The following is a 26,607-nucleotide window of genomic DNA, read 5'->3' as shown; positions in this document are numbered from 1 at the left end:
GTTCACTGCCGTGCGATACCGGCGTGAGCCAGGTCAGGGACACCGAGCAAGGGCCGCCCCGCAGCGAGGTCCCCCTCCACCGAAGGTTGAGAGGGGGAAGCGCGGGGTGGCCCGGCCACGAAGTCGCTCAGGGGGTTATTCATATTGGCTGTCCGCGAAAGCGCATGGCGGCCTGGCGGCTGGTCTCGGCGAGCAATTGCTCCTCGCGCTGGCGATCGCGCAGCCAGCGCGCGTCGTTCTGGCCTTTCTCGACGTCGGTGCGCAGCAGGTGCAGCGAAGGCGCGGCGCCCTGGCGCGCGGCGTGGCTGGCGATCTGGTCCATGGTGTGGAGGATATGCTCGCGCAGCGGCTGATGCCGGCCCGTGCCCGGGTCCACATAGACTGCCTCCAGCCCGAAACGGCAGGCCTGGAAGCGGTTGTAGGTGTAGACCAGGTAGTCGTCCTCGCTGGGCGTGAACGGCTGGGTGTCGAGAAACCAGGCCGCAAGCGATTGCACATAGCCCGAGAGCGCGGCCGCGCGCTCTATGGTCAGCGGCGTGTCGAACACGCGTATCTCTATGGTGCCGAACTCGGGCTTGGGCCGGATGTCCCAGTAGAAGTCCTTCATGCTCTTGACCACGCCGGTGCCGGTCATCTTGTCGAAGTAGTTCTCGAACTCGCCCCAGGTGAGCACGCAGGGCGCGCGGCCCGACAGCGGAAACGCGAACACCGAGTTCAGCCGCGCCGAATCGAAGGCCGTGTCCTGGCCCTGCACATAGGGGCTGGACGCCGACAGCGCGATGAAATGCGGAATGTAGCGCGACATGCGGTGCAGCATCAGCAGTGCGGCATCGGCATCGGGGCAGCCGATGTGCACATGCTGGCCGAAGATGGTGAACTGCTGGGCGAGATAACCGTAGAGATCGGACAGCTCGCGAAACCGCGGCTTGTCGTAGATGCGCTGCTCGTGCCATTTCTGGAACGGGTGGGTGCCGCCGCCCGCGATCGCGATGTTGAGCTTGTCGGCATTGCGCACCAGCGCGTCGCGTATGGGGGTGAGCTGGCCCAGCACTTCGGACGCCGAGTGGCAGATAGCCGTCGAGATCTCGATCATGCTGCTGGTCATCTCGGGCACCACGCTGCCGGGCAGCGGAGTTTTCGCCATCAGGCGCAGCATGTCTTCGGCGTAGGGCGCGAGATCGTAGTCATGGGTGTTGAGCAGTTGCAGCTCGAGCTCCACACCCAGCGTCAGCGGTTCGGAATGGTGAAAGGCTTCAAGGGGCATTGCGGTCTCCGGGAGCGTTGCTGCGGTCCAGCAGCCTCAGGGTCTTGGTGCTTTCACCCGCGCGGCGGAACGCCAGGCTGGCGACCACGGCGCCGATCAGCTCCATCATCAGAATCATCGGCAGGGCGACGCGCGAAATCATCTGGCCGCTGTCGGGCGCGGCGGCGACGAACTGCGAGGCCAGCAGCAAGGCCACGGAAGACATCGGCGCCATCGCGCAGCTGACCCACATCGCCTGGCGCCAGCTCGCGCCGCTGCCCACATTGCCCAGGCCCACGCCTATGGTCTTGGCCAGCAGGCGCACGATGATCACGGCCAGCACCACGCCGGCCAGCGGCAGGTTCCAGTCGGCCTGGGCGGCCACGGTGGAGACCAGCACGAACATCATCATGGTCAACAGCGTGGAGGCCGTGCCCAGCTGGCGCGGCCAGGCCCAGGGGCGGGGATGCAGGTGCTTGAGCAGCATGCCGCCGAGCAGCGCGGCCAGCGGCGCCGAGCCGCCCAGGTGGGCGGTCACGGCCGTGCCCGCGGCGATCAGCGCCAGCACCAGAATCGAGGTGTTTTCGCTGGTCGGGCTCATGACGCGCAAGGCCAGGCGCATCAGCAGCGACAGCACGGCCGCGACCAGAATGGAGACACCCAGCACCACGGCCACGGCGGAGGTGCCGTCGAGCAGCGTCTGTCCGGGACGGTGGAACACTTCGGATTGGGCGCTGCCCAGCGTCAGCGCGTAGAGCGTCGACAGCGTGGCCAGCACCATGGAGCGGTCGGTCACCGCACCGGCGGCGCGCATGTCGGTGATCACGCGCGACAGCACCAGCGGAGAGGCCGCCATGGCCACCATCGCGATCGGGCTGGCGACATCGGCGGGTGTATCGAGCCAGCGCAGCAGCCACAGCACGGAGAAATAGGTGAGCGCGGCTTCGGCAATGCTCTGCACCAGCACCATGGGGTTGTGGCGGAACCAGCGCAGCGGAATGCGGCCGCCGCATTCAAACAGCACCAGCGAGACGCCGAGTTCGAGCATGAACAGGCTGATGCCCTGCAGCGGCCAGGGCGCGCCGCTGAAACCCGCGAAGCCGACCAGCGCGCCGACCATGGAATAGCCTATGACCTTGGGCAGACCGAGATAGCGCTGGCACAGCGAGCCGCCGATGGTGGCCAGCGCCAGCAGCAGCGACCATTGCAGCGTCACCAGGCCGGCAGACGGACGCAGCCATTGCGCCCAAAAGCCCGTCAAATTCTCCATTGTCTTTTCCTCCTTCTGGTGATGGCGTGTTTCCCGCCCCCGTCACGGGCGGGAAACTGCCCGAGGCACTTTATCCTGCCGGCCCCGGGGGGGCTTGCAGGACAAGTCCTTCTTCAAGGTTTGAAGAAACTCAGCGGTGCCTGGCGCAGCCGCGCGCGGATCGCGCGGTAGATGCGCGCGCGGTCCACGCCGCTCACGTTGTGCGCGCGCACCGCGAGACGGAACGCCAGCAGGAAGCTGACGATAACATTCAGCGCGCCGTTGAACGGCAGCATGGCCATGGCCCACCAGAAGGCACTGCTGTGCAGCATTTCCGTGCCCAGCGTCATGCTGGCCACGCCGATCTGGCCGGCCGACAGCGTGATATGGCGCACTTCAAGGCCCAGGCCGAAGAAGCCGACGAAGGCCGGCACCAGACCCAGCATCAGGCCCAGCGAGATGTTCGCCGCGAAGCCCGAAATGTTCTTGCGCAGGAAGTGCGCCCAGCGGTCGGCGCGCGCCGCGCCCAGGAAGTCGGTGATGCGCGGGTTGTAGCGTATCGCCGAGTCCATGCGCCGCAGAACGAACCAGTTTTCCGCCCAGCCCGCGACCAGACTGCTGGAGAACAGCAGCACGCCGGTGAATGCCGCGAACAGCACCGACGGGCCCAGCAGGCTCAGCGAATCGAGCACCTGGTCGGCATGCCCGACATCGAGCGGCGGATGGCCGAAGGCCTTGAGGAAAATCCACGAAAGGCCCAGCGCCGCGGGCAGCACGACCAGCACGTTGCCCAGGATGGCCGCCACCTGCGAGCGCGCGAGATTCGCGACTTCGGTGACGAAGTCCTCGACCGACTTCTGGTCGGGCAGCTCCTTGAGCTTGGCGGCCATCGCCGGCGCGGTCATTGCCGGCTGCTTGGTGGCGACGGTGAACATCAGCATCTGGATCAGCACGAAGCTGAACGCGTAGTTCATGCCCGCGAGCAGGCCGCCCCAGAATGCCGAAAGCGCGAGCGAAGCCAGCGCAAACTTCATCAGCGTGGTGAAGGCCATCACCATGCCGCCGCCCGCGGCCTTGCCCACCATGGCGCGGTATTCGGCGGCGTTGCGCGTGATGTAGTGCTCGCCGGTCTCGGCGCTGCGCTCGACCACCTTGGCGGCGAGCAGCGAGGAGTTGGCCGAGAACAGCGCGCGCAGGCTGCGGCGCTCGCGCGCCACGCCGACCAGGTGGGCCAGCAGCGGCGCGGCTTCGGCCACCGGGCGCTCGGACGTCAGGCAGTCCAGCAGCCGGCGCACGCGCACGATGCGTTCGCGCAGCTGGCGCAGCCGGAACACCAGGCCGACGGAAATGCCTTCGGATTCGAAATGGGCGTAGATCGTCGCCGTCGCCGCGCGGCAGGCGTCAAGCCGTTCGCGCAGCCGCTGTTCCGCGGCCAGCAGGCGATCGGGCGTGCGCAGCGCAAGCATCACTTCGACACGCAGGTTTTCCACGTCATGGATCAGCGCGTGGAACGGCTGGGCGTGGCGTGCGCTGTGGCTCATGCGCAGGCGCAGCTCGGGCGCAAAGCCGGTCGACAGGATCTGGCCGGCGCAATAGGTGATCGCGCTGAGCAGCGTCTGCTGCCAGTACGACGGGCCGTCCTGATGCGCCGCGACCAGCAGGCGCAGGCGCGCGAGCAGTTCGGCGTCCAGCGCATTGAGCCAGCGCGCGTCGAACTCGTCGGGCAGCGCCAGCATGAACAGTTCGGAGGCATCGATGGTCTCGGGGCTCGCGGGCAGCAGCTTGTAGCGCAGGCGCTCGTTCAATTCGCTGGCCAGCGCGGTGCGCGGCGCAAAGCCGAAGTCGGCCAGCAGCGTGGTGATATCGACGGTCTCGATGAACCGCTGCCACCAGGCCTGCATGCGCGCGCAGGCCGCGGGGTCGGCTTCAAGCGCATCGATGAATTGGCGTACGCGGTCCACGGCCAGCTCGACAGACGGCGCGGGCGCGCGCACCCAGGCCAGCAGATGGATCAGCCACAGGTGGCGTTGCGCGAGATCGGCCTCGGGGTCGAGTTCCAGCAGGAGCAGCGGCAGGTCGTAAGCGGTGCGCTTCATTCAGTGCAATATGCGGTCGTTCAACGGGCGCGCGTCGGCGCCGGAGTCGAAGGCTTCGAGCATGAACAAGCGGATGGGGGCGGTGAAGGTCTCGCCTTCATCGGTCACGCACAGGTAGCTGCCGTGCATGGTACCGCTGGACGTGCGCAGTTCGCAGCCGCTGCTGTACTGGAAGGCTTCGCCAGGCTGTAGCAGCGGCTGGTGGCCGATCACACCCAGGCCTTTGACCTCCTCGGTGTGGCCGTTGCTGTCACTGATGACCCAGTGGCGCGCAATCAACTGCGCGGGCGTTCGGCCCGCGTTGGTGATGGTGATGGTGTAGGCAAAGCGGAACACGCCGGCTTCCGGCGCAGATTGCTCTGGCAGGTATTCGGGCTGTACCTCGATCTGAAAGTCGTTGGTCGGCATGGCGCAATAGTAACTGCGACAATTGACGCATGAGCCGCACCTTCCACATCGCCCCCTCTATTCTGTCCGCCGACTTCTCCCGCCTCGGGGAAGAAGTCCGCAGCGTCATTGCTGCGGGCGCCGACTGGATCCACTTCGACGTCATGGACAACCATTACGTTCCCAACCTGACTTTCGGCCCCATGATCTGTGAGGCTTTGAAGCCCCACGCCAAGACCGCCGAAGGCCTTGCCGTGCCCATCGACGTGCATTTGATGGTGCAGCCTGTCGATGCACTGGCCCAGGCGTTCGCCCAGGCCGGCGCCGACTACATCAGCTTCCACCCCGATGCGTCGACCCACGTGCACCGCAGCGTGCAGGCCATCAAGTCGCACGGCTGCAAGGCCGGCCTGGTGTTCAATCCCGCCGCGTCGCTCGACGTGCTGGACTGGATGATCGACGACATCGATCTGATCCTGCTGATGAGCGTCAACCCCGGCTTCGGCGGCCAGAGCTTCATCGACAGCACCTTCCGCAAGATCGAGGACGCGCGCCGGCGCATCGAGGCTTCGGGCAAGGACATCCGCCTGGAAGTCGACGGCGGCATCAAGGGCGATAACATCCGCCGCGTCGCCGATGCCGGTGCCGACACCTTTGTCGCCGGCAGCGCGATCTTCGGCAAGCCCGACTACCGCGCCGTGATCGACGGCATGCGTCAGGCCTTGGCCTGATCCTTCCCGCCCGGCAGACTGCCGGGCAGGGCGCTGGGTGGGCCTACGCCTGCCGCCATTCATTACGTCTGCACCATGCTTTTGCCCCATCCCGCCCTTCGCTCCTTCAACTTCGACGCCGCCATCGTGGATCTGGACGGCACCATGGTCGATACGCTGGGCGACTTCAGCGCCGCGCTCAATGCCATGCTCGCCGATCTGCGGCTGCCGGCCATTGCCGCCGCGTCCATCGAGACCATGGTCGGCAAGGGCTCCGAGCATCTGATTCGCAGCGTGCTGGCCCATGTCGAAGTCGCCGATATCGAAGCGGTCTACCCCCAGGCCTGGGAACGCTATCAGCACCATTACCTGGCGATCAACGGCCAGCATGCCGAGGTCTATGCGGGCGTGCGCGAAGGGCTCGAAGCCTTGCGCGCCCAGGGCCTGCGCCTGGCCTGCCTGACCAACAAGCCGCTGTCGTTTGCCCAGCCGCTGCTCGCGGCCAAAGGCTTGGCGGGCCTGTTCGAGCAGGTGTTCGGCGGCGACTCGTTCGAGCGCAAGAAACCCGACCCGCTGCCGCTGCTCAAGACCTGCGAAGCGCTGGGCAGCGCGCCCAGGCACACGCTGATGATCGGCGACTCGAGCAACGACGCCAAGGCCGCGCGCGCCGCGGGCTGCCCCGTGGTGCTGGTCAGCTATGGCTACAACCATGGCGAGCCGGTGCGCGATGTCGATGCCGAGGCCTGCATCGACAGCCTGGTGGAACTGACGCTGGCGGGCGAGCCTTTGAGCGCTTGACTTGAGGGCGGCCGTTCATGGTTCGACAAGCTCACCACGAACGGTTCTCACCGTTCGTCCTGAGCCTGCCTCGCCGGCCGCGTCGAAGGATGAACGTCCTGCGCTCCAGCCACGGTTAAAGCCGGCCATTTGTCGGGCGGCCCCCGCGGGTTTGCTACACTTTGCGCCATGTTCATTCACCGCAAGTTCATTGCAGGTCTCAAGGACCGGGGAGCCTGGCCCTGGCGCAAGCCTACGCACTTGAACGCTTGATGGCACCTGGGGCACGTCCCAGCGTGCACCCGTGGCCCTAGACGGGCCGTTAGATTGAACTGCGGTACGCGCTGTATTTCCCGAACGGAAACCGCCTGCCGCCCCGAGCTGGGAGCTCCTTCTGTGATCACAGAACTCGAATTCAAAAGCCTGTCCGCGCAAGGCTTCAACCGCATTCCATTGATGGTCGAGGCCTTTGCCGACCTCGAAACCCCGCTGTCGCTGTACCTCAAGCTTGCCCATGCCCAGGGCGACGGCAAATACAGCTTTCTGCTCGAATCCGTCGTCGGCGGCGAGCGCTTCGGCCGCTACAGCTTCATCGGCCTGCCCGCGCGCAGCCTGCTGCGCGCCAGCGGCTTTGGCGCCGACGCGAAGACCGAAGTCGTGACCGATGGCCAGGTGGTCGAAACGCACGCAGGCAATCCGCTGGACTTCATTGCCGCCTACCAGCAGCGCTTCAAGGTCGCGCTCACCCCCGGCATGCCGCGCTTTTGCGGCGGCCTGGCCGGCTATTTCGGCTACGACGCGGTGCGCTACGTCGAGAAAAAGCTCGAGCAGTCGTGCCCGCCCGACGACCTGGGCTGCCCCGACATCCTGCTGCTGCAGTGCGAGGAAGTCGCGGTCATCGACAACCTGTCGGGCAAGCTGTACCTGATCGTCTACGCCGACCCGTCGCAGTCCGAAGCCTATTCGCGCGGCAAGAAGCGCCTGCGCGAACTCAAGGAGCAGCTGCGCTACTCGGTCAGCGCGCCCCAGCTCAAGCCCAGCGAAAGCCACCCGGCGCAGCGCAGCTTTGCCAAGGCAGATTACATTGCCGCTGTCGAGCAGGCCAAGGAAATGATTGCCGCAGGCGACTTCATGCAGGTGCAGGTCGGCCAGCGCATCCACAAGCGCTACACGCAAAGCCCGCTGAGCCTGTACCGCGCGCTGCGCTCGCTCAATCCCAGCCCCTACATGTACTACTACCACTTCGGAGATTTCCATGTGGTGGGGGCCAGCCCGGAAATCCTGGTGCGCCAGGAAAAGACGCCCGAGGGCCAGAAGATCACCATCCGCCCGCTGGCCGGAACGCGCCCGCGCGGCGCCACGCCCGAAGCCGACAAGGCCACCGAGATCGAGCTGATCAACGACCCCAAGGAACGCGCCGAGCATGTGATGCTGATCGACCTGGCGCGCAACGACATTGGCCGCATCGCGCGCACCGGCAGCGTCAAGGTCACCGAAGCCTTCGCGGTCGAGCGCTACAGCCATGTGATGCACATCGTCAGCAACGTCGAAGGCCTGCTCAATGAGGGAATGACCAGCATGGACGTGCTCAAGGCGACCTTTCCCGCGGGCACGCTGACCGGCGCGCCCAAGGTGCACGCGATGGAAGTCATTGACCAGCTCGAGCCCGTCAAGCGCGGCATCTACGGCGGCGCCTGCGGCTATCTGAGCTTTGCCGGCGACATGGACGTGGCGATCGCCATCCGCACCGGCGTGATCAAGGACGGCATGCTGTATGTGCAGGCCGCGGCCGGCGTGGTCGCCGACTCGGTGCCCGAGATGGAATGGCGCGAAACGGAACACAAGGCGCGCGCACTGCTGCGCGCCGCGGAATTGGTAGAGGAAGGACTGGAATGAGCCGCGCAATCGACAAGGTGCCGCACTGCACCGACATGACCGAAGTGCGCCAGGGCGTGAACGCCCTCGACGACATCCTCGTGCCGCTGCTGGTGCAGCGCAGCGGCTTCATGACCCAGGCGGCGCGCGTGAAGAACGACGCGCAGCTGGTGCGCGACGAAGCGCGCATCGAGGCCATCGTGGAGCGCGTGCGCGCCCAGGCCCAGGCCGAAGGCGGCAGCCCCGAACTGATCGAGCAGGTCTACCGCGCGATGATGGAGCTGTTCATCGCCTACGAACACCAGGAACTCGCGCGCCTGCGCGCCGCTGGCCTGGCCCCTCAGGCCGACAAGGAGTGAAGCCATGAAACTCCTGATGATCGACAACTACGACAGCTTCACCTACAACATCGTGCAGTACTTCGGCGAACTCGGCGCCGAAGTCAGCGTGGTGCGCAACGACGAAATCACGCTCGAGGAACTGGCGCAGCGCATGCAGGCCGAAGGCACCGAGCGCCTGGTGGTCTCGCCCGGCCCCTGCTCGCCGGCCGAAGCCGGCATTTCGGTCGCGGCCATCCAGCACTTCGCGGGCCAGCTGCCCATCCTGGGCGTGTGCCTGGGCCACCAGAGCATAGGCGCGGCGTTTGGCGGGCGCATCATCCGCGCCCAGCAGCAGATGCACGGCAAGACCAGCGTGATCACCACCACGCAGTCGGGCGTGTTTGCCGATCTGCCGGCGCAGTTCACCGTCAACCGCTACCACTCGCTGGTGATCGAGCGCGCCAGTTTGCCCGAAGTGCTGGAGATCACCGCCACCAGCGAGGACGGCGAGATCCAGGGCGTGCGCCACCGCGAGCTCGCCATCCAGGGCGTGCAATTCCACCCCGAAAGCATACTGACTGAGCACGGCCACGCAATGCTGCGCAACTTCCTGGAACAAAAGGCCTGAGACCCGGTATGCAACAGATCACTCCCCAGGCTGCGCTGCAGCGCACCATCGAACACCGCGAAATCTTCCATGACGAAATGCTGCACCTGATGCGCATGATCATGGGCGGCGAAATGTCGCCGCTGATGACCGCGGCCATCCTCACCGGCCTGCGCGTGAAGAAGGAAACCATTGGCGAGATCACCGCCGCCGCGCAGGTGATGCGCGAGTTCTCGCTGCGCGTGCAGGTGGCCGACAAGACCCATCTGGTCGACATCGTCGGCACCGGCGGCGACGGCGCCAACACCTTCAACATCTCGACCTGCTCGATGTTCGTCATTGCCGCGGCCGGCGGCAAGGTGAGCAAGCATGGCGGGCGCAGCGTCTCGAGCAAGAGCGGCAGCGCCGACGCGATGGAAGCGCTGGGCGTCAACCTGAACCTGTCGGCCGACGATATCGCGGCCTGCATTGCCGAAGTCGGCATTGGCTTCATGTTCGCGCCCAACCACCACCCGGCGATGAAGAACGTCGCCGCGGTGCGCAAGGAACTGGGCGTGCGCACGCTGTTCAACATCCTCGGGCCGCTCACCAACCCGGCGAGCGCACCGAACATCCTGATGGGCGTGTTCCATGAAGACCTCGTGGGCATCCAGGTGCGCGCGCTGCAGCGCCTGGGCGCCGAGCATGCGCTGGTCGTCTACGGCCGCGACGGGCTCGACGAAATCAGCCTGGGCGCGAGCACGCTGGTCGGCGAGCTCAAGGACGGCGCGGTGCACGAATACGAGATCCACCCCGAAGACTTCGGGCTGCAGATGGCCAGCACGCGCTCGCTGCGCGTCGAGAACCCCGAGGAATCAATGGCCATGCTGCGCGGCGTGCTCCAGGGCGCCAAGGGTCCGGCGCGCGATATCGTGTGCCTCAACGCAGGCGCGGCGCTGTACGCGGCGAATGTCGTTCCCAGCATTGCCGAAGGCCTGCTGCGCGCCCAGCAGGTGATAGACAGCGGCGCGGCGCTGGCCAAGCTGCAGCAGCTGATCGCCAAGTCGCAGGCGCTGTCGAGCGCCCGCGCGGTTTGAATTTTTCCCCGATACCGAAAGCTTCCCATGTCCGACATCCTCAACAAGATCGTGGCGGTCAAGCGCGAAGAACTCGCCGCTGCCCGCAAACGCATGCCGCTGGCCGACATGCGCCGCGATGCCGAAAGCCGTGTGCTCACGCGTGATTTCGAAGGCGCGCTGCGCGCAAAGATAGCCAAGGGCCATGCGGCGGTGATTGCCGAAGTCAAGAAGGCCAGTCCGTCCAAGGGCGTGATACGCGCCGACTTCATTCCCGCCGACATCGCGCAAAGCTATGCCGATGGCGATGGCAAGGTGAGCGCGGCCTGTCTTTCGGTGCTGACCGACAAGCAGTTCTTCCAGGGCAGCGTCGACTACCTCAAGCAGGCGCGCGCCAGCTGCCTGCTGCCCGTACTGCGCAAGGATTTCCTGATCGACCCCTACCAGGTCTACGAGTCGCGCGCCATGGGCGCCGACTGCGTGCTGCTGATTGCCGCCTGCCTTGAAGACGCGCAGATGGCCGAGATGGAAGCCGTGGCGCGCAGCCTCGACATGGCGGTGCTGGTCGAGGTGCATGACGCGGCCGAACTCGAGCGCGCGCTGCGCCTGAAAACCGCGCTGCTGGGCATCAACAACCGCAACCTGCGCACCTTTGAGGTCAGCCTGCAGACCACGCTGGAGCTGCAAAAGCAGGTGCCGGCCGACAAGCTGCTGGTCACCGAATCGGGCATTCTCACGCCCGCCGACGTGAAGACGCTGCGCGACGCGGGCGTCAACGCTTTCCTGGTGGGCGAAGCGTTCATGCGCGCCGACGACCCCGGCCTGGCCCTGGCCAAGCTGTTCTCCTGACATCGTGGGGCGACATGCAGCACGCTATCGACACTCTTGCTCCCGACGCCGCGACCCAGTTGCAGACCGCGAATCCGGCCGACTGGCCCGTGGCCGCGGGCTGGCAGCCGCTGGTCGATGGCTTTTTCGCCAGCTCTGGCGGTCAGCAGCTGCTGGCGTTCCTGCAGGCGCGGCTCGACGCGGGCGCGGTGATCTTCCCGCCCCAGCCGCTGCGCGCGCTGGAACTCACGCCGCCCGAAGCGGTGCGCGTGGTGATCCTGGGCCAGGATCCGTACCACGGCCGCGGCCAGGCCGAAGGCCTGGCGTTCTCGGTCGCGTCGGGCGTGCGCCTGCCGCCGTCGCTGCGCAACATCTTCAAGGAAATGCAGCGCGACCTGGGCACGCCCATCCCGGCCTTTCCTGTGCCCGGCGGCAGCCTGATCAACTGGGCCACGCATGGCGTGCTGCTGCTCAATACCTGCCTCACGGTGGAAGAGGGCCAGGCCGCGAGCCACAGCAAGCGCGGCTGGGAAGCCCTGACCGACGCCGTGATCCGCCATGTGGCCGAAGGCCCGCATCCCGTGGTGTTCATGCTCTGGGGCAGCCATGCGCAGTCCAAGCAGGCCTGGATTCCCGAAGGCCGCGGCCATCTGGTGCTGACCAGCAACCATCCCTCGCCGCTGTCGGCGCTGCGTCCGCCCGTGCCGTTCATAGGCAACGGGCATTTCGGCCAGGCGCGCGCGTTTCGCGCAGCGCGCGCTTCGACAAGCTCAGCGTGAACGGGGCATTGGGCTCAGCGTGAACGGGGCATGGGGCTCAGCGTGACTCTCTCATGCTGAGCCAGATGCTGGCCATGCCGCACAGCACGACGCCGGCCATGCCCAGCAGCGACAACATGTCGGGCACCTGGCCGAAGAACAGCCAGCCCATGGCCATCGCGAAACCGATCTGGCTGTAGAGAAACGGCGAGATCGTCGCCGGCGTCGCGACGCGGTAGGCCTGCAGCAGCAGCAGGTGGCCCACGCCGCTGCACACGCCCATCACCAGCACCGCGCCCCAGAGCTGCCAGCGGTCCACGCTTTGCCAGAACCAGGGCAGCAGCGGTGCCGTGAGCAGCAGCGGCAGCCAGGTGGTGTAGAGCTGGGTGGTCGCGGGTGCATCGAGGCGCGCGAGCCGGCTGCCCAGCAGCTGGTAGCCCGTGCCGCACAGCAGCAGCGCCATCGGCAGCAGGCTGCGCCAGCCCAGCGGCTGGTCGGTGCTTTCGGGGCGCACGATCAGGATCACGCAGGCCAGGCCTATCAGCAGCAGCACCAGGCGCGCGCCGCTGATGCGTTCCTTGAACAGCCAGGCCGAGGCGACGACGATCAGCAGCGGGCTGGCTGCCCAGATCGCGGTGAAGTTGCCCAGCGGCATGCTCTGGATGCAGAAGAAGGCCACGCAGGTGGTCAGCAGGCCGAAGGCCGAGCGGCTGAGCTGAAAGCGCGGGTGCTGGGTGCGCAGGATGGACCAGCCGTAGCGCGGCAGCACCAGCGCCGTGGTCACCAGCGCCTGGGACAGATAGCGCAGCCAGACCACCAGCAGCATGGGCAGGGCCTGGCCGCTGAACTTGGTCGCGCTGTCGAGCAGCGCGAACAGCGCGCAGGCGCATACCGTCAAGCCTATGCCCGTCAGCGCGGCGCGCACGGACGGGGACAGTCCCGCAAACCAGGAGGACATCGCGCCCACCCTCTCTTTTTTGAATGAATCTGCCGCGATTGCGGCCTGCAACGAATTGCGCGGCCGCAGGGGCCGCGCAGACAAATCATTCTAGGCCCTGGGACGGGCGCGTTTACTCCCGTGCGCAAATGGCGTGTCGCGGATGGCGCAGCAGCCATGTCGCCAGCCGTGGAAAAACCATGCGTATACGGATAAACCCTGGGGTTCTGGTAGGATGCAAAATGATAATTGTTCGCATATGGAGCGCTCGCCGCATGCCGGCCCGGCGCCTTCTTTGCGGATGTTTTTTGCCAGCATCGTGAGGAAGGATAGGGGTTATGACGTTTTCCGTGACGCGCCGTCAGGCGATGGGCCGCCTGGGTCAATGGGGTGTGGTGTTGAGCATGGCCGGTGGTGCTTCCACGGGCTGGGCCGCGCAGACCGTCACCGTCAAGGACAGTACGGGCGAAGTCAGCCTGCCGCTCAAACCCAGGACCGTGCTGGTGCTCGACCTGTCGGCGCTGGACATCATCCAGTCGCTGGGCGGCAAAGTTCAAGGCATTCCCGACACCAAGCTGCCGCCGCTGCTGCAAGCCTATTCCGACAGCGCCAGTTACCCGCATATCGGCAGCCTGTTCGAGCCCGACTATGAAAAGATCAAGGCGCTCAAGCCCGATCTGATCATTGCGGGCAACCGTTCGCTGCCCAAGATCGAGGCGCTGCGCAAGTTCGCGCCCGTGCTCGATGTGACGCTCGACAACCAGAAGCAGCTCGAAGAGGTGTACCGCAACATCCGCGCGATCGCCGCGGTCTACGGCCTGGCCGAAAAGGGCGAAGCCGAGATCAAGACCATAGAGCAGGAAATCGCGGGCCTGCGCACCCTGGCCGCCAGGCAGGGCCCTGGCTTGTTCCTGATGACCAACGGCGGCAAGCTCAGCGTCTATGGCCCGGGTTCGCGCTTCGACATGCTCTACACCGTGTTCGGCATGAAGCCGCTGGCGCAGAAGATCGAAGTCTCCAAGCATGGCCAGGCCGTGTCCTTCGAATACCTGCTCAAGGCCAACCCCGAATGGCTGTTCGTGCTGGACCGCGACGCCGCGATCGGCCGCGAAGGCGAGGCTGCGCAGAAGCTGCTCGACAACAAGCTGGTGCAGGCGACCAAGGCCTGGCGCGGCAAGCAGGTGGTCTACCTGAACGCTGCCAACTGGTATCTGCTGTCCAACGCCAGCCCTGGCGCCCTGAGAGCCAATATCCAGCAATTGTCGAATGCCTTTGCCCGCGGTTAAATCGGGCGCCGTTGCGTCGGGCGCCGTTGCGTCGGGCGCCGCTGCGTCGGGCTCTTTTGTCGCGGCATGGTCCGGGGCCCTGGTGGCCCTTTTTGCATTGGCGCTGTGGAGCCTTTCGGTGGGCGTGAGCGATGTGTCGTGGAATACGCTGTGGTCCTCGAGCGAGGACGACATGGTCGCCCAGGTGCTGCTCTACAGCCGCGTGCCGCGCACGCTGGCGCTGATTCTCGCGGGCTCGTCCATGGCGGTCGCGGGTCTGCTGATGCAGATGCTCGCGCGCAACCATTTCGTCGAACCCTCGACGGTGGGCACGGTCGAGTCGGCGACGCTGGGCATGCTGATGATGGCGCTGTGGGCGCCCGGCTGGTCGGTCTGGGCCAAGATGGGCGTCTCGGCATTGATGGCGCTGGCCGGCACGGCGCTGTTCCTTGCCGTGCTGGCGCGCGTGAAGCTGCGTTCGGCCTGGATCGTGCCGCTGGTCGGCTTGGTGTTGGCCGGCGTGATCGATGCCGGGGCGATGTTCTTCGCCTACCAGCATGACCTGATCCAGTCGCTGCGCGCCTGGTCCAACGGCGATTTCTCGGTGGTGATCGACGGCCGCTATGAAATGCTGTGGCTGTCGCTGGGCGTGACGCTGCTGGCCTGCCTGGCGGCCGACCGCTTCACGGTCGCGGGCCTGGGCGAGTCGTTCGCCACCAACCTCGGGCTCAATTACAAGCGCCTGGTCTGGCAGGGCCTGGTGGTGGTCGCCGTGGTCACGGCCTGCGTGGTGGTGACCGTGGGCAGCATTCCGTTTGTCGGGCTGATCGTTCCCAATGTCGTGCGCCTGATCGTCGGCGACAACGTGCGCCGCAGCGTGCTGTGGGTTGCCATTGCCGGCGCCGGTCTCACGCTGCTGTGCGATCTGGTGGGGCGGCTGGTGATCGCGCCCTATGAAATTCCCGTGGGCACCGTGATGGGGGTCGTGGGCAGTGCGCTGTTCCTGGTTCTGATCGTGCGCAAACGCCGGCGTGCAGGCTGATATGGAAAACACAACGCAACTTGCCGCGCCGCATGCGGCCACCTGGGCCGAGCGCTGGCAGAAGCCAGCGGTGCGCATGGGCCTGCTGGCGCTGCTGGCCTTGGTGGCCGGCGTGGCTTTCATGACGGTGGGCGTCAAGACCGACTGGGCGTTCGTGCTCGAGCACCGCGGCATCAAGCTGCTGACCATGCTGGTCGTGGCCGGCGCGATCGGCATGTCGACCGTGGTCTTCCAGACCATCACCCACAACACCATTCTCACGCCTTCGGTCATGGGGCTGGACGCGCTCTACCTGTTCCTGCAGGCGCTGCTGGTGCTGCTGCTGGGCGCGTCGGGCGTGGTCGCCTGGGGGGTGCTGCCCAAGTACCTGCTGGAGATCGTGCTGATGGTGTTCTTCAGCGTGCTGCTGATGCGCTGGCTTTTCACCGGCCAGTCCAGCAGCCTGCACCTGATGCTGCTGGTGGGCATGGTCGGCGGCATCTTCTTTCGCAGCCTGACCAGCTTCGCGATGCGCATGATCGATCCCAACGAGTTCGCGACGCTGCAGGACCGGATGTTTGCCAACTTCAACTCCATCCAGGTGCAGCTGCTGTGGCCATCGCTCGCGCTGATGCTGCTGGGCGCGGCCTGGATCTGGCGCCAGCGCCATGTGCTCGACGTGCTGGCGCTGGGCCGCGATGTCGCCGTGAATCTCGGCGTGGCCTACCAGCGCCAGGTGCTGCAGCTGCTGATCGTGATGGCCTGCCTGGTCGCGGTCTCGACGGCGCTGGTCGGCCCGGTGACGTTCTTCGGCCTGCTGGTGAGCAACATGGCCTATCAATGGATGGGAACGCGCCGCCACAGCTGGGTGCTGCCCGCAGCCGTGCTGTGGGGCTGCGTGCTGCTGCTGGGCGGCCAGGTGATTCTCGAGCAGGTGTTTGCTTTCAACACCTCGCTGTCCATCGTCGTCGAGTTTCTCGGCGGCGTGGTATTCATTTATTTGTTGATGCGCAAGGGCAAGACATGATCGACGCACGCGATGTGGTCAAGCGCCACGGCAGCACCACGGTGCTGAACGCGGTTTCGCTGCAGATTCCAAAACAGCAGTTCACGGCCATCATCGGCCCCAACGGCGCGGGCAAGTCGACGCTGCTGTCGCTGGTCAGCCGGCTGATGCCCCTGAGCAGCGGCCAGGTGAGCGTCGACGGCCTCGATGTCGCGACCACGGCCAGCGACGCGCTGTCGCGCGTGCTTGCCATCCTGCGCCAGGACAACCAGTCGGCGCTGCGCCTCACGGTGCGCGACCTCGTGGGCTTTGGCCGCTTTCCGCACAGCAAGGGCCGGCTCACGCCCGAAGACCTGCGCCATGTGGAAGACGCGCTGGATTATCTGCAGCTGCAGCCCCTGGCCGAGCGCTTTCTCGACGAGCTGTCGGGCGGCCAGCGCCAGCGCGCCTACATCGCCATGGTGCTGTGCCAGGACACGCCCTACATGCTGCTCGACGAGCCGCTCAACAACCTCGACATGGCCCATGCCGTGGCCATGATGAAGCTGCTGCGCCGCGCGGTCGACGAGCGCGGCAAGACCGTGGTGGTGGTGCTGCACGACATCAATTTCGCGGCCTGCTATGCCGACCACATCATCGCGATGAAGGACGGCGCCGTGGCGCATGAAGGCCCACCGCAGCAGGTGGTCCAGGACGAAGTGCTGTCGGCGCTCTACGGCATCGAGGTCACGGTGCACGAAGTCAAGGGCCAGCGCCTGTGCCACTACTTTGCTTAGGGCTTGCGCGCCGTGTCCGTCTCGCCCTGAAACGCCCTTTGACGGGATCAGGGCGAACGGGCGCGCCCTGCTGAAATTGCTCAGCGCTGGCGTTCCAGCAGCATCGAATCGCCGTAGCTGAAGAAGCGGTAGTGGTGGGCGATGGCCTGCTGGTAAAGCGACATCACCTGCTCGTAGCCGGCCAGCGCGCTGACCAGCATCATCAGCGTGCTCTTGGGCAGGTGGAAGTTGGTGACCAGCATGTCGACCACTTCGAACTGGAAGCCGGGCGTGATGAAGATGTTGGTGTCGCCCTGGATGTTGCCGCTCTTGGCCCAGGACTCGAGCGTGCGCACCGTGGTCGTGCCCACGGCGATCACGCGGCCGCCGCGCTGGCGGCAGCGCTCGAGCGCGGCCAGCGTGGCAAACGGAATGTCATACCACTCGCTGTGCATCTGGTGCTCGGCGAGGTTCTCGGTCTTGACCGGCTGGAACGTGCCCGCGCCCACATGCAGCGTCACGCTGGCGCGTTCCACGCCGCGTTCGGCCAGACGCGCCAGCACGGCTTCATCGAAGTGCAGCGCGGCCGTGGGCGCGGCCACGGCGCCGAGCTTGTCGGCAAACACGGTCTGGTAACGCTGGCTGTCTTCGGCGGCGTCGGGGTCGTTGCCTTCGGATTGCTGGCGCTCGATGTAGGGCGGCAGCGGCAGGTGGCCGTGGCGCTCCATCAGCTCGTACGGCGTCTCGCCGGCCGGGCCCTGCAGCGCGAAGCGGAACAGCGGGCCGTTTTCGTCGGGCCAGCGGCCCAGCAGCAGGGCGTCGAAGCCGCCGCCCCGCAGGCCGCCGCACATGTGGATGCGCGCGCCGGGCAGGGGTTTCTTGCTCACACGCATGTGCGCCACGACCTCGCCGCCTTCGAGCACGCGCTCGATCAGCAGCTCGAGCTTGCCGCCGCTGGCTTTCTCGCCGAACAGCCGCGCCTTGAGCACGCGCGTGTCGTTGAACACCAGCAGGTCGCCGGCGTTGAGCAGCTCAGGCAACTCGCGGAAGATGCGGTGCACCGAAGGCGCGGAGCGGCCGTCGAGCAGGCGCGAGGCGCTGCGTTCGGGCGTGGGGTGCTGGGCAATGAGGGATTCGGGAAGCTCGAAGTCGAAGTCGCTGAGCGTGAAGGCGCGAGGGCTGGAAGACATGCAGTTCTTGAGGGCCGGACAGGGCCCGTTCCAAGGGTCAAAAAAGGAACGCGAATTGTCGCAAAGAAACGATATGGCCGAGGCCACTGTTGTCTTTGCGCGCGCGCCGGCGCAGGCTCAGGCCGTCGCCGGCTCCTCGCTGGCGGCGCGGCCGCGCCACAGCGATTCGAGGTCGTCGAACGGCCAGTCGTCGGGATTCTCGTGCGTGGCGATGCGCTCGTCGCAGGTGAGGGCGGCGAGGTCGACGATGTACGGCGTGAGCCGCTGCTGGGTCCTGATCGCGTAGAACACCTTGATGCGCGGAGCGAGCAGCGAAACCTCCGAAGGCTCTATCACCACGGCCAGCAGACCCGAATGCAGCCGCACCAGCGAGCCCACGGGATACATGCCCACGGTCTGCACAAAGGCTTCGAACAGCTTGTGGTCCAGATGGGTGCGGCTCCATTGCGCCATGCGGCGTATGGCTTCGGCCGGCGGCCAGCCGCGCTTGTAAGGACGGTTGGAGGTCACGGCGTCGTAGACGTCGCAGATCGCCGTCATGCGCGCCAGCAGTGGAATGCTTTCGCCCGACAGCTGGTGCGGGTAGCCCGTGCCGTCGATCTTCTCATGGTGGTAGAGGCAGGCGTCGCGCACCGCCGGGTCGATTTCCATCGACTGCAGCATCTGCCAGCCCTTGGCCGAGTGGGTGCGCATGATGGCGAATTCGTAGTCATCCAGGGGGCCGGCCTTGTTCAGGATTTCAGGGCAGATGCTGGCCTTGCCCAGGTCGTGCAGCAGCCCGGCGAGCGCGGCCTTGCGCACGCTGTGGTCGTCGAGGCCCAGGCGCCGCGCGAGCGCCGCCATCAGCGCGCAGACCGCGAGGCAGTGCAGATAGGTGTACTGGTCGGCTTCCTTGAGACGTGCCAGGCTGGTCAGCGCGCTGGGGTTGCGCTCTATCGAATCGGTGATGTCCTCGACCAGGCGGTAGACCGGGTGGATGTCTATGCCCTGGCCATCGCGCGCCTGCGTGAACAGCTGGCTGATCGCCGGGTGCGCGCGCTGGCACAGGCTCGCTGCGTGCTGCAGTTCCTCGTCGAGGCTGCTGCTGTTCGCGCCCAGCGCCGAGCGCGGGCGCTCCGGTCGTGTCGAGCGCGCGTTGGGTGGATCGACGAAGGTCGCGGTGTCGGGGTCGTAGACCAGGCATTCCACCTCGGGCGCCACGTCGGCACCCTTGCGTATGTCGATCCAGACCTCCTGGATGGTGCCGCTGCGCAGCTTGGCCAATTCTTCCGCAGACTTGATCAGAAAGCGGCTGCGCCAGAACGGGTGCGCGAGCCAGGAGCCGCAGAATTCGTGCAGATACATGCCCTGCGAGAGGTGCTGGACATTGAGGCGCTTGAGCATGGGAGCGGGGCGTGAAAGGTAACCTGACGAAATGTGGACCGGCGCATGGTAGCCTTTTTACTCAGGCGGTAGTGCCGTGCTGCGGTGCGCGGGTTGCGCGCAAGCTTTCCCCTATTGTGCCTTTTCCATTTGTCCGAGATTACCAGCCGTTCATGTCAGTCCCGTCTTCTGCCCCGTCCAAAGCCCCTGTCAGCAGCGCGCAAAAAGCGCTGCTCAAGCTCGGGCTGACGCGCGACATCGATCTGGCGCTGCATCTGCCGTTGCGCTACGAGGATGAAACGCGCATCACGCCGCTGCGCAACGCCCGCGACGGCGCCACGGTCCAGATCGAGGCCACCGTGGTGTCGAGCGAAGTGCAGCTGCGCCCGCGCCGCCAGTTGCTGGTGCAGGTCGAGGACGAGACGGGCAGCTGCGAGCTGCGCTTCTTCAGCTTCTATCCCTCGCACCAGAAGACGCTTTCCGTGGGCGCGAAGCTGCGCATACGCGGCGAGATCAAGGGCGGGTTCTGGGGCCGGCAGATGATGCACCCGGCGTTTCGCCTGGCCGGCGGCGAGCTGCCGGCCGCGCTCACGCCCATCTACCCCACGGTCGCAGGCCTGCCCCAGGCCTACCTGCGCCGCGCGATCGCCAGCGCACTGCAGCGCGCCGATCTGAGCGACACCTTGCCACCGCAGGCTGCGCCGCCCGTGCACCAGACCTATGGCGCCGGTGGGCTGCAGCCGTTGTTCAGCCTGCGCGATGCGCTCAGATTCCTGCACAACCCCACGCCCGATGTGGCGCTGGCCACGCTGGAAGACCACAGCCATCCGGCCTGGCAGCGTCTCAAGGCCGAAGAGCTGCTGGCCCAGCAGCTGTCCCAATACCAGTCCAAGCGCGAACGCGCACGGCTGCGCGCACCCGCGCTGAGCATTCCCGCGGGCGCGCCGGGCGCGCTGGCGCTCGATGCCCAGTTCCTGGCCCAGCTGCCGTTCGGCCTGACGCGGGCCCAGCAGCGCGTGTGCGCCGAGATTGCCGCCGACATGGCGCGGCCTGTGCCCATGCACCGGCTGCTGCAGGGCGATGTGGGCTCGGGCAAGACCGTGGTCGCGGCGCTGTCGGCCGTGACCTGCATTGCTGCGGGCTGGCAGTGCGCGCTGATGGCGCCGACCGAAATCCTCGCCGAGCAGCACTTCGGCAAGCTGGTCGGCTGGCTCGAGAAGATCCTCGAGCCGCTGGGCAAGAAAGTCGCCTGGCTCGCAGGCGCGCAGAAGAAGAAGCAGCGCACGGCCATGCTCGAACTCGTGGCCAGCGGCGAGGCCGCGCTGGTGGTCGGCACCCATGCGGTGATCCAGGAGCAGGTGCAGTTCCACAGCCTCGCGCTCGCGGTCATCGACGAGCAGCACCGCTTCGGCGTCGCCCAGCGCCTGGCCTTGCGGCAAAAGCTCGCGCACACCGGGCTGGAGCCGCACATGCTGATGATGAGCGCCACGCCGATTCCGCGCACGCTGGCCATGAGCTATTACGCCGACCTCGACGTCTCGACCATCGACGAGCTGCCGCCGGGGCGCACGCCCATCGTCACCAAGCTGATTGCCGACAGCCGGCGCGATGAAGTCATAGAGCGCATCGCCGCCCAGGTGGCCGCGGGCCGGCAGGTCTACTGGGTCTGCCCGCTGATCGAGGAAAGCGAGGCGCTCGACCTGTCGAACGCCACCGCGACCCATGTCGACCTGAGCGATGCGCTGCCCGGCGTGATGGTCGGCCTGCTGCATTCGCGCATGCCCACGGCCGAGAAGAAGGCGGTGATGGAGCTGTTCACCGCGGGCGTGATGGGCGTGCTGGTCAGCACCACGGTGATCGAGGTCGGCGTCGACGTGCCCAATGCGTCGCTGATGGTGATCGAGCATTCCGAGCGCTTCGGCCTGAGCCAGCTGCACCAGCTGCGCGGGCGCGTGGGCCGCGGCGCGGCGGCCTCGGCCTGCGTGCTGCTGTATGCCGTGGGCGACAACGGCAAGCTCGGCGAAACCGCGAAGGAGCGCTTGCGCGCCATGGCCGAAACCAATGACGGCTTTGAAATCGCGCGCCGCGACCTCGAGATCCGCGGGCCCGGTGAATTTCTCGGAGCGCGCCAATCGGGGGCGGCAATGCTGCGCTTTGCCGATCTGGCGACCGATACCGACTTGCTGGAATGGGCGCGCGAATGCGCTCCAGAGATGCTGGACCGCTTCCCGCAGCTCGCCGAACGCCATGTTGCACGCTGGTTAGGTGGTAAAGCAGAGTTTCTCAAGGCATGATATGTAACCGTTTAAATATCAGACTTGGCAACGTCGATATCGGCACTGATGCCAAAGTGCCGCGACAATAGGCGTTCCGCATGGCCCAGGACCCCACTACATGACCCTCACTGAACTAAAGTACATCGTTGCGGTGGCCCGCGAGAAGCATTTTGGACATGCTGCAGAAGCATGCTACGTGTCGCAGCCTACGCTGTCGGTCGCCATCAAGAAGCTCGAGGAAGAGCTTGACGTCAAGCTTTTCGAGCGCAGCGCAGGTGAGGTGTCGGTGACGCCGCTGGGCGAGGAAATCGTGCGCCAGGCGCAAAGCGTGCTCGAGCAGGCGGCTGCCATCAAGGAAATCGCCAAGCGCGGTAAGGACCCGCTGGCCGGAGCCCTGACGCTGGGCGTGATCTATACCATCGGCCCCTATCTGCTGCCCGAGCTGGTGCGCCACGCGATCCAGCGCACGCCGCAGATGCCGCTGATGCTGCAGGAAAACTTCACCGTCAAGCTGCTCGAAATGCTGCGCACCGGTGAAATCGACTGCGCCATCGTGGCCGAGCCCTTCCCCGATACCGGTCTCGCAACCGCGCCGCTGTACGACGAGCCCTTCATGGCCGCCGTGCCCAGCAACCATCCGCTGGCCCAGCAGGATTCGGTGTCGACCATCGAGCTGAAGAACGAAACCATGCTGCTGCTGGGGTCGGGCCATTGCTTCCGCGACCATGTGCTGGAAGTCTGCCCCGAGTTCGCGCGCTATGCGAGCAATGCCGAAGGCATTCGCCGCACGTTCGAAGGCTCGTCGCTGGAAACCATCAAGCACATGGTTGCCGCCGGCATGGGCGTGACCCTGGTGCCGCGCCTGTCGGTGCCGCGCGATGCGCTCGAAGCTCCGGTGCGCCGCCGCAAGAACGACGAACCGCATATCCGCTACCTGCCTATCCGTACCGAAGACGGCCTGGTCACGCCCAGCCGCCGCGTGGTGCTGGTCTGGCGCCGCAGCTTCACGCGCTACGAAGCGATTGCCGCGCTGCGCAACGCGGTCTACGCCTGCAACCTGCCCGGCGTCGAACGGCTCTCCTGAAGCCTGCGGCCATGGCCGCGAGGACGGGGCAGGCGCTGGCCCCGTTCATCTTCTTCGACCTACGGGGGCGCTTGCGGCATGGCTTTTCCCGCGGCCGGCTCTGCGCTACATTGTGACCGGTACCCCTGTTTCCCACCGGATCCCATGTCACACGCTGCTTCCTCCTCCTCCACGCCACCGCCAGCATCCCCGCGCTCGCGGCTGGCGCTGTATCTCGACCTGATACGCTGGAACCGCCCTGCGGGCTGGCTGGTGCTGGTCTGGCCCACACTCGCCGCGCTGTGGGTTGCCGCCGAAGGATTTCCGGGCTGGCATCTGCTGCTGGTGTTCGTGCTGGGCACGGTGCTGATGCGCAGCGCGGGCTGCTGCATCAACGACATCGCCGACCGCGATTTCGACAGGCATGTGAAGCGCACCACGCAGCGCCCCATCACGTCGGGCCAGGTCTCGGTCAAGGAGGCCGTGGTGGTGGGCGCGGTGCTGGCGCTGGTCGCGCTGGGCCTGGTGCTGACCACGCGCTGGGAAGCCGTTGCCTGGTCGGTGCCCGCGGTGCTGTTCACCATCCTCTACCCGTTCACCAAGCGTTTCTTCTCCATGCCCCAGGCTTTCCTGGGCATTGCATTCAATTTCGGCATCGTCATTGCGTTTGCCGCCGTGCTGGGCACGGTCACCGCGACCGGCTGGATGCTGTGGCTGGCCAACATGTTCCTGGTGCTGGCCTACGACACCGAATACGCCATGGTCGATCGCGACGATGACCTCAAGATCGGCATGAAGACTTCGGCGATCACGCTGGGTCGCTGGGACGTGACCGGCATCATGGTTTTCTTTGCGCTCAGCTGGCTGCTCACGCTCTGGGCGCTGCTGCCCTACGGCCTGGGCTGGCCGTTTGCGCTGGGCATGGGTGCGGCGGCCGCGCAGATCCTCTGGCATTTCACGCTGATACGCGAGCGCACGCGCGCCGGCTGTTTCGTGGCTTTCAGCAAGAGCCACTGGATAGGGGCCGCGCTGTTCGCGGGCGTGGCGCTGGGGTTTGCTTTGCGTTGACCGGCCTGCCGCATGTCGGCACTTGAAAGGACTCGCCATGGGCCAGAACCTGATCGTCATGCGTTTTGCCGCCGCCGACCGCGCCAGCCGGGCGCTGGCCGAACTCCGGGCGGCTTCGGCCGCCGGACGCCTGCAACTGCTGCAGGCCGCGCTGGTGCAGCGCGATGGCCAGGGGCTGACCCTGGCGGGCCCCGATGGGCAGTGTCTGCTGGAAGCAGCGCAAGGCAATGCGCCCGATGCGCTGGCCATGGCCGATGGCGCGGCCGCGCTGCTGGCGCGCGTGCGCGAGTTCAGCGAGCGCGAAGTCGACGGCCTGGCGCGAGAAATGGGCGTGGAACTGCTGCGTCGCCCCCTGCCGCCAGCGCAGGCAGCGCCGGGCGCGGCCTGATCAGTTGCCGAATTCCCGCGCGAGTTCCTTGGCGCGCTGCTCGGCGGCGCGCATCGCGGCAATGAATTGCGCGGGCACGCCGGCTTCCTGCATGTGCGTCACGGCCGCATGGGTCGTGCCGCCCTTGCTGGTCACGCGCTGGCGCAGCACTTCCACCGGCTCGCTCGAGCGCGCGGCAAGTTCCGACGCGCCCTGGAAGGTTGCCACCGCGAGCTGGTACGACTGGTGCGCGCCCAGGCCCATCTCGACGCCGGCCTGGGTCATGGCTTCGAGGAACAGAAACACATAGGCCGGGCCCGAGCCCGACAGTGCCGTGACCGCGTCGAGCTGATCTTCCTGCTCGACCCACAGGTGCTTGCCCGTGCTGGCCACGACCTGCTCGACCAGCTCCTTGCCCGCGGCGTCCACGGCCGGGCGCGCGAACAGGCCCGTGATGCCCTGGCCGATCAGCGCCGGCGTGTTGGGCATGGCGCGCACGATGCGCTCGCTGCCCAGCCACTGCGCAATGCTGGCCGTGGGAATGCCCGCGGCCACGCTCAGGTGCAGGGCCTGGGCGGTATGCGGTGCGGCGGCCGCGGCTGCGTCCTTGAATGTCTGGGGCTTGACGGCCCAGACCACCAACTGCGCGCGCGCCAGCGCGTCGCTGGCTTCGGCCCGGGCATTGATGCCGAACTGCTCCTTGAGCGCCGCGCGCGCGGCTTCGAACGGCTCGACGACTTCGATCTGGTCGGCGGCAAGGCCCTGGCGCAGCAGGCCGCCGATGATGGCGCTGGCCATGTTGCCGCCGCCGATGAAGGCAATGGTGGTAGACAGGGGAGAGGTGTTGCTCATGGGCTTGCAGTACAGAAAGAAGGGGTAGGGGCGTGGGGGCTCAGGCAGGCAGCGAGGCTTGGGCGACCGCATGTTCCCAGCGCGCCATCAGTTCCTGGGCGCGCGACGGGGGCAGAGTGGGCATGAAGCGGCGTTCGGCGACCCACAGTTCGGTCAGTTCGTCGGTGCTTTGATAGACGCCCGCCGACAGGCCTGCAAGATAGGCCGCGCCCAGCGCCGTGGTCTCGACCACGGCCGGACGCACCACGGGAATGCCCAGCAGGTCGGCCTGGAACTGCATCAGCAGGTTGTTGACGCAGGCGCCGCCGTCGACGCGCAGCTCGCTCACGGGCGCGCCGCCGCTCTCCACCGCGTCGCGGCTCATCGCCAGCAGCAGCGCCGCGCTCTGGTAGGCAATCGATTCGAGCGCAGCGCGCGCGATATGCGCCAGCGAGCTGCCGCGCGTCAGACCGGTGATCGTGCCGCGCGCATCGGGCTTCCAATAGGGTGCGCCCAGTCCCGTGAAGGCCGGCACCAGCATCACGCCGCCCGAATCGGGCACGCTTTCGGCCAGCGACTGCACCTGGCCGCTGTGCTCTATGGCCTGCAGGCCGTCGCGCAGCCACTGCACCACGGCGCCGCCGATGAACACGCTGCCTTCGAGCGCAAACGCGCGCGTGGCGCTGGTCTGCGCGGCGCTGGTGGTGAGCAGGCCGTTGTGCGAAGTCTGGAAGTTCGCGCCGGTATGCATCAGCATGAAGCAGCCCGTGCCGTAGGTGTTCTTGGCCATTCCGGCCTTGAAGCAGGCCTGGCCGAACAGCGCGCTTTGCTGGTCGCCGGCGACGCCGCCGATCGCAATCGCCGCGCCCAGCACATCGGTCGCGGTCTGGCCGAAGTCGCTGGAGGAGGGCAGCACTTCAGGCATCAGCGACTTTGGAATGCGCAGCAGCGCCAGCAGCTCGTCGTCCCATTGGTTGCGGTGCACATTGAACAGCATGGTGCGCGATGCATTGCTGACGTCGGTCACATGGCGCTTGCCTTGCGTCAGCTGCCAGATCAGCCAGCTGTCTATGGTGCCGAAGGCAAGCTCGCCGCGCTCGGCTGCGGCGCGCGCGCCCGGCACTTCGTCGAGCAGCCACTGCAGCTTGGTCGCCGAGAAATAGGCGTCTATGCGCAGCCCGGTCTTTTGCTGGATGCTGTCGGCATGGCCGTTTTCGCGCAGCTGGGCGCACGCGGGCTCGGCGCGTCGGTCCTGCCAGACGATCGCATGGTGTATGGGCTGGCCGGTCTGGCGGTTCCAGACCACGGTGGTCTCGCGCTGGTTGGTGATGCCCAGCGCGCGCACCTGGCTGGCCGCAATGCCCGCCTGGGCCAGCGCGGCGCGCGCCGTGCTCAGTTGGGTGCGCCAGATTTCCTGCGGGTCATGCTCGACCCAGCCCGGACGCGGATAGATTTGCGGCAGTTCGAGCTGGGCCTGGGCGACGATGCGGCCCTGGGCGTCGAAAAGAATGCTGCGGGAACTGGAAGTGCCTTGGTCTAGGGCGAGCAGGTAGGTCATATC

At 66.6% G+C, this 26,607-nt stretch carries 25 protein-coding genes; 16 read left to right on the top strand and 9 right to left on the bottom strand.

Going from position 1 to position 26,607, the window contains the following annotated elements; genetic code table 11:
* Positions 1-139 precede the first annotated feature (139 nt).
* The 4 genes from ACSVDO_RS19810 to apaG form a co-directional block, all read right to left on the bottom strand.
* Entirely contained in the window at positions 140-1,264 is a 1,125-nt protein-coding gene (locus ACSVDO_RS19810; RefSeq protein WP_332538110.1) for a YbdK family carboxylate-amine ligase, read from the bottom strand.
* Positions 1,254-2,513, bottom strand: a complete 1,260-nt coding sequence (locus ACSVDO_RS19805) for a cation:proton antiporter (protein WP_332538109.1) — start codon at positions 2,511-2,513, stop codon at positions 1,254-1,256. Before ACSVDO_RS19805 ends, ACSVDO_RS19810 begins: the two co-directional genes overlap by 11 nt.
* 113 nt (positions 2,514-2,626) lie before the next feature.
* Positions 2,627-4,588, bottom strand: coding sequence for a site-specific recombinase (locus ACSVDO_RS19800; RefSeq protein WP_332538108.1), 1,962 nt, complete (start codon positions 4,586-4,588; stop codon positions 2,627-2,629).
* The gene (apaG, locus tag ACSVDO_RS19795) at positions 4,589-4,996 is read right to left on the bottom strand and encodes a Co2+/Mg2+ efflux protein ApaG (RefSeq protein WP_489594199.1); all 408 of its coding nucleotides are present in this window, start codon (positions 4,994-4,996) and stop codon (positions 4,589-4,591) included.
* Between the two features lie 29 nt (positions 4,997-5,025).
* Between apaG and rpe the strand changes: the two genes are divergently transcribed.
* The 8 genes from rpe to ACSVDO_RS19755 all read left to right on the top strand — a co-directional run bounded on the left by rpe (position 5,026) and on the right by ACSVDO_RS19755 (position 11,926).
* Positions 5,026-5,706, top strand: coding sequence for a ribulose-phosphate 3-epimerase (gene rpe / locus ACSVDO_RS19790; RefSeq protein ID WP_332538106.1), 681 nt, complete (start codon positions 5,026-5,028; stop codon positions 5,704-5,706).
* Between the two features lie 75 nt (positions 5,707-5,781).
* Positions 5,782-6,483, top strand: coding sequence for a phosphoglycolate phosphatase (locus ACSVDO_RS19785; protein ID WP_489594197.1), 702 nt, complete (start codon positions 5,782-5,784; stop codon positions 6,481-6,483).
* Between the two features lie 375 nt (positions 6,484-6,858).
* Entirely contained in the window at positions 6,859-8,358 is a 1,500-nt protein-coding gene (gene trpE, locus ACSVDO_RS19780) for an anthranilate synthase component I (protein WP_489594196.1), read from the top strand.
* A complete protein-coding gene (locus ACSVDO_RS19775; RefSeq protein ID WP_332538103.1) occupies positions 8,355-8,696 on the top strand; it encodes a chorismate mutase in 342 nt (113 codons plus the stop codon). Before trpE ends, ACSVDO_RS19775 begins: the two co-directional genes overlap by 4 nt.
* Before the next feature lie 4 nt (positions 8,697-8,700).
* Positions 8,701-9,285, top strand: coding sequence for an anthranilate synthase component II (locus ACSVDO_RS19770; protein ID WP_489594195.1), 585 nt, complete (start codon positions 8,701-8,703; stop codon positions 9,283-9,285).
* A gap of 8 nt (positions 9,286-9,293) precedes the next feature.
* On the top strand, positions 9,294-10,340 hold the full coding sequence (gene trpD, locus ACSVDO_RS19765; RefSeq protein ID WP_332684385.1) for an anthranilate phosphoribosyltransferase: 1,047 nt from the start codon (positions 9,294-9,296) through the stop codon (positions 10,338-10,340).
* Between the two features lie 27 nt (positions 10,341-10,367).
* Positions 10,368-11,168 (top strand): indole-3-glycerol phosphate synthase TrpC, encoded by an 801-nt coding sequence (gene trpC / locus ACSVDO_RS19760; protein ID WP_332549461.1) that lies wholly within the window; start codon positions 10,368-10,370, stop codon positions 11,166-11,168.
* Positions 11,169-11,182: 14 nt separating this feature from the next.
* A complete protein-coding gene (locus ACSVDO_RS19755; protein WP_489594193.1) occupies positions 11,183-11,926 on the top strand; it encodes a uracil-DNA glycosylase in 744 nt (247 codons plus the stop codon).
* A 37-nt stretch (positions 11,927-11,963) separates the two neighbouring features.
* Here ACSVDO_RS19755 and ACSVDO_RS19750 read toward each other — a convergent pair whose 3' ends face one another.
* Entirely contained in the window at positions 11,964-12,863 is a 900-nt protein-coding gene (locus ACSVDO_RS19750; RefSeq protein WP_332538254.1) for a DMT family transporter, read from the bottom strand.
* A gap of 317 nt (positions 12,864-13,180) precedes the next feature.
* Here ACSVDO_RS19750 and ACSVDO_RS19745 point away from each other — a divergent pair, with 317 nt between their 5' ends.
* The 4 genes from ACSVDO_RS19745 (at position 13,181) to ACSVDO_RS19730 (ending at position 16,910) form a co-directional block, all read left to right on the top strand.
* Entirely contained in the window at positions 13,181-14,128 is a 948-nt protein-coding gene (locus ACSVDO_RS19745; protein ID WP_489594191.1) for a siderophore ABC transporter substrate-binding protein, read from the top strand.
* Positions 14,109-15,149, top strand: a complete 1,041-nt coding sequence (locus ACSVDO_RS19740; protein ID WP_489594189.1) for an ABC transporter permease — start codon at positions 14,109-14,111, stop codon at positions 15,147-15,149. Before ACSVDO_RS19745 ends, ACSVDO_RS19740 begins: the two co-directional genes overlap by 20 nt.
* Before the next feature lie 76 nt (positions 15,150-15,225).
* Complete coding sequence (locus ACSVDO_RS19735) at positions 15,226-16,155, top strand: iron chelate uptake ABC transporter family permease subunit (RefSeq protein ID WP_489596450.1); 930 nt, start codon at positions 15,226-15,228, stop codon at positions 16,153-16,155.
* On the top strand, positions 16,152-16,910 hold the full coding sequence (locus ACSVDO_RS19730) for an iron ABC transporter ATP-binding protein (protein ID WP_489594187.1): 759 nt from the start codon (positions 16,152-16,154) through the stop codon (positions 16,908-16,910). Before ACSVDO_RS19735 ends, ACSVDO_RS19730 begins: the two co-directional genes overlap by 4 nt.
* 80 nt (positions 16,911-16,990) lie before the next feature.
* Here the strand turns inward: ACSVDO_RS19730 and queA are convergent, their stop codons facing one another.
* Together queA and ACSVDO_RS19720 are read right to left on the bottom strand one after the other, a co-directional pair.
* On the bottom strand, positions 16,991-18,079 hold the full coding sequence (gene queA / locus ACSVDO_RS19725; protein WP_489594185.1) for a tRNA preQ1(34) S-adenosylmethionine ribosyltransferase-isomerase QueA: 1,089 nt from the start codon (positions 18,077-18,079) through the stop codon (positions 16,991-16,993).
* A gap of 117 nt (positions 18,080-18,196) precedes the next feature.
* A complete protein-coding gene (locus tag ACSVDO_RS19720) occupies positions 18,197-19,462 on the bottom strand; it encodes a cyclic di-GMP phosphodiesterase (protein ID WP_332538248.1) in 1,266 nt (421 codons plus the stop codon).
* Positions 19,463-19,614: 152 nt separating this feature from the next.
* On the opposite strand from ACSVDO_RS19720, the gene recG reads away from it, so the two are divergent.
* The 4 genes from recG (at position 19,615) to ACSVDO_RS19700 (ending at position 24,236) form a co-directional block, all read left to right on the top strand.
* Positions 19,615-21,735 carry an ATP-dependent DNA helicase RecG gene (gene recG, locus ACSVDO_RS19715; protein ID WP_489594183.1) on the top strand — a complete coding sequence of 707 codons (2,121 nt, stop codon included), beginning with the start codon at positions 19,615-19,617 and terminating at the stop codon, positions 21,733-21,735.
* A gap of 100 nt (positions 21,736-21,835) precedes the next feature.
* Positions 21,836-22,801, top strand: coding sequence for a LysR substrate-binding domain-containing protein (locus ACSVDO_RS19710; RefSeq protein ID WP_332538246.1), 966 nt, complete (start codon positions 21,836-21,838; stop codon positions 22,799-22,801).
* Positions 22,802-22,945: 144 nt separating this feature from the next.
* Positions 22,946-23,848 carry a 4-hydroxybenzoate octaprenyltransferase gene (ubiA, locus tag ACSVDO_RS19705; protein WP_489594180.1) on the top strand — a complete coding sequence of 301 codons (903 nt, stop codon included), beginning with the start codon at positions 22,946-22,948 and terminating at the stop codon, positions 23,846-23,848.
* Positions 23,849-23,885: 37 nt separating this feature from the next.
* Entirely contained in the window at positions 23,886-24,236 is a 351-nt protein-coding gene (locus ACSVDO_RS19700; RefSeq protein WP_332538243.1) for a hypothetical protein, read from the top strand.
* Here ACSVDO_RS19700 and proC read toward each other — a convergent pair whose 3' ends face one another.
* Together proC and glpK are read right to left on the bottom strand one after the other, a co-directional pair.
* Positions 24,237-25,067: a pyrroline-5-carboxylate reductase gene (proC, locus tag ACSVDO_RS19695; RefSeq protein WP_489594178.1), complete on the bottom strand. Its 831-nt coding sequence runs from the start codon at positions 25,065-25,067 to the stop codon at positions 24,237-24,239.
* A gap of 40 nt (positions 25,068-25,107) precedes the next feature.
* Entirely contained in the window at positions 25,108-26,604 is a 1,497-nt protein-coding gene (gene glpK, locus ACSVDO_RS19690) for a glycerol kinase GlpK (RefSeq protein ID WP_489596448.1), read from the bottom strand.
* Positions 26,605-26,607 lie beyond the last annotated feature (3 nt).

The organism is Comamonas sp. DB36 (genome assembly GCF_057914905.1).
This window is presented reverse-complemented; position numbering and strand designations above follow the sequence as displayed.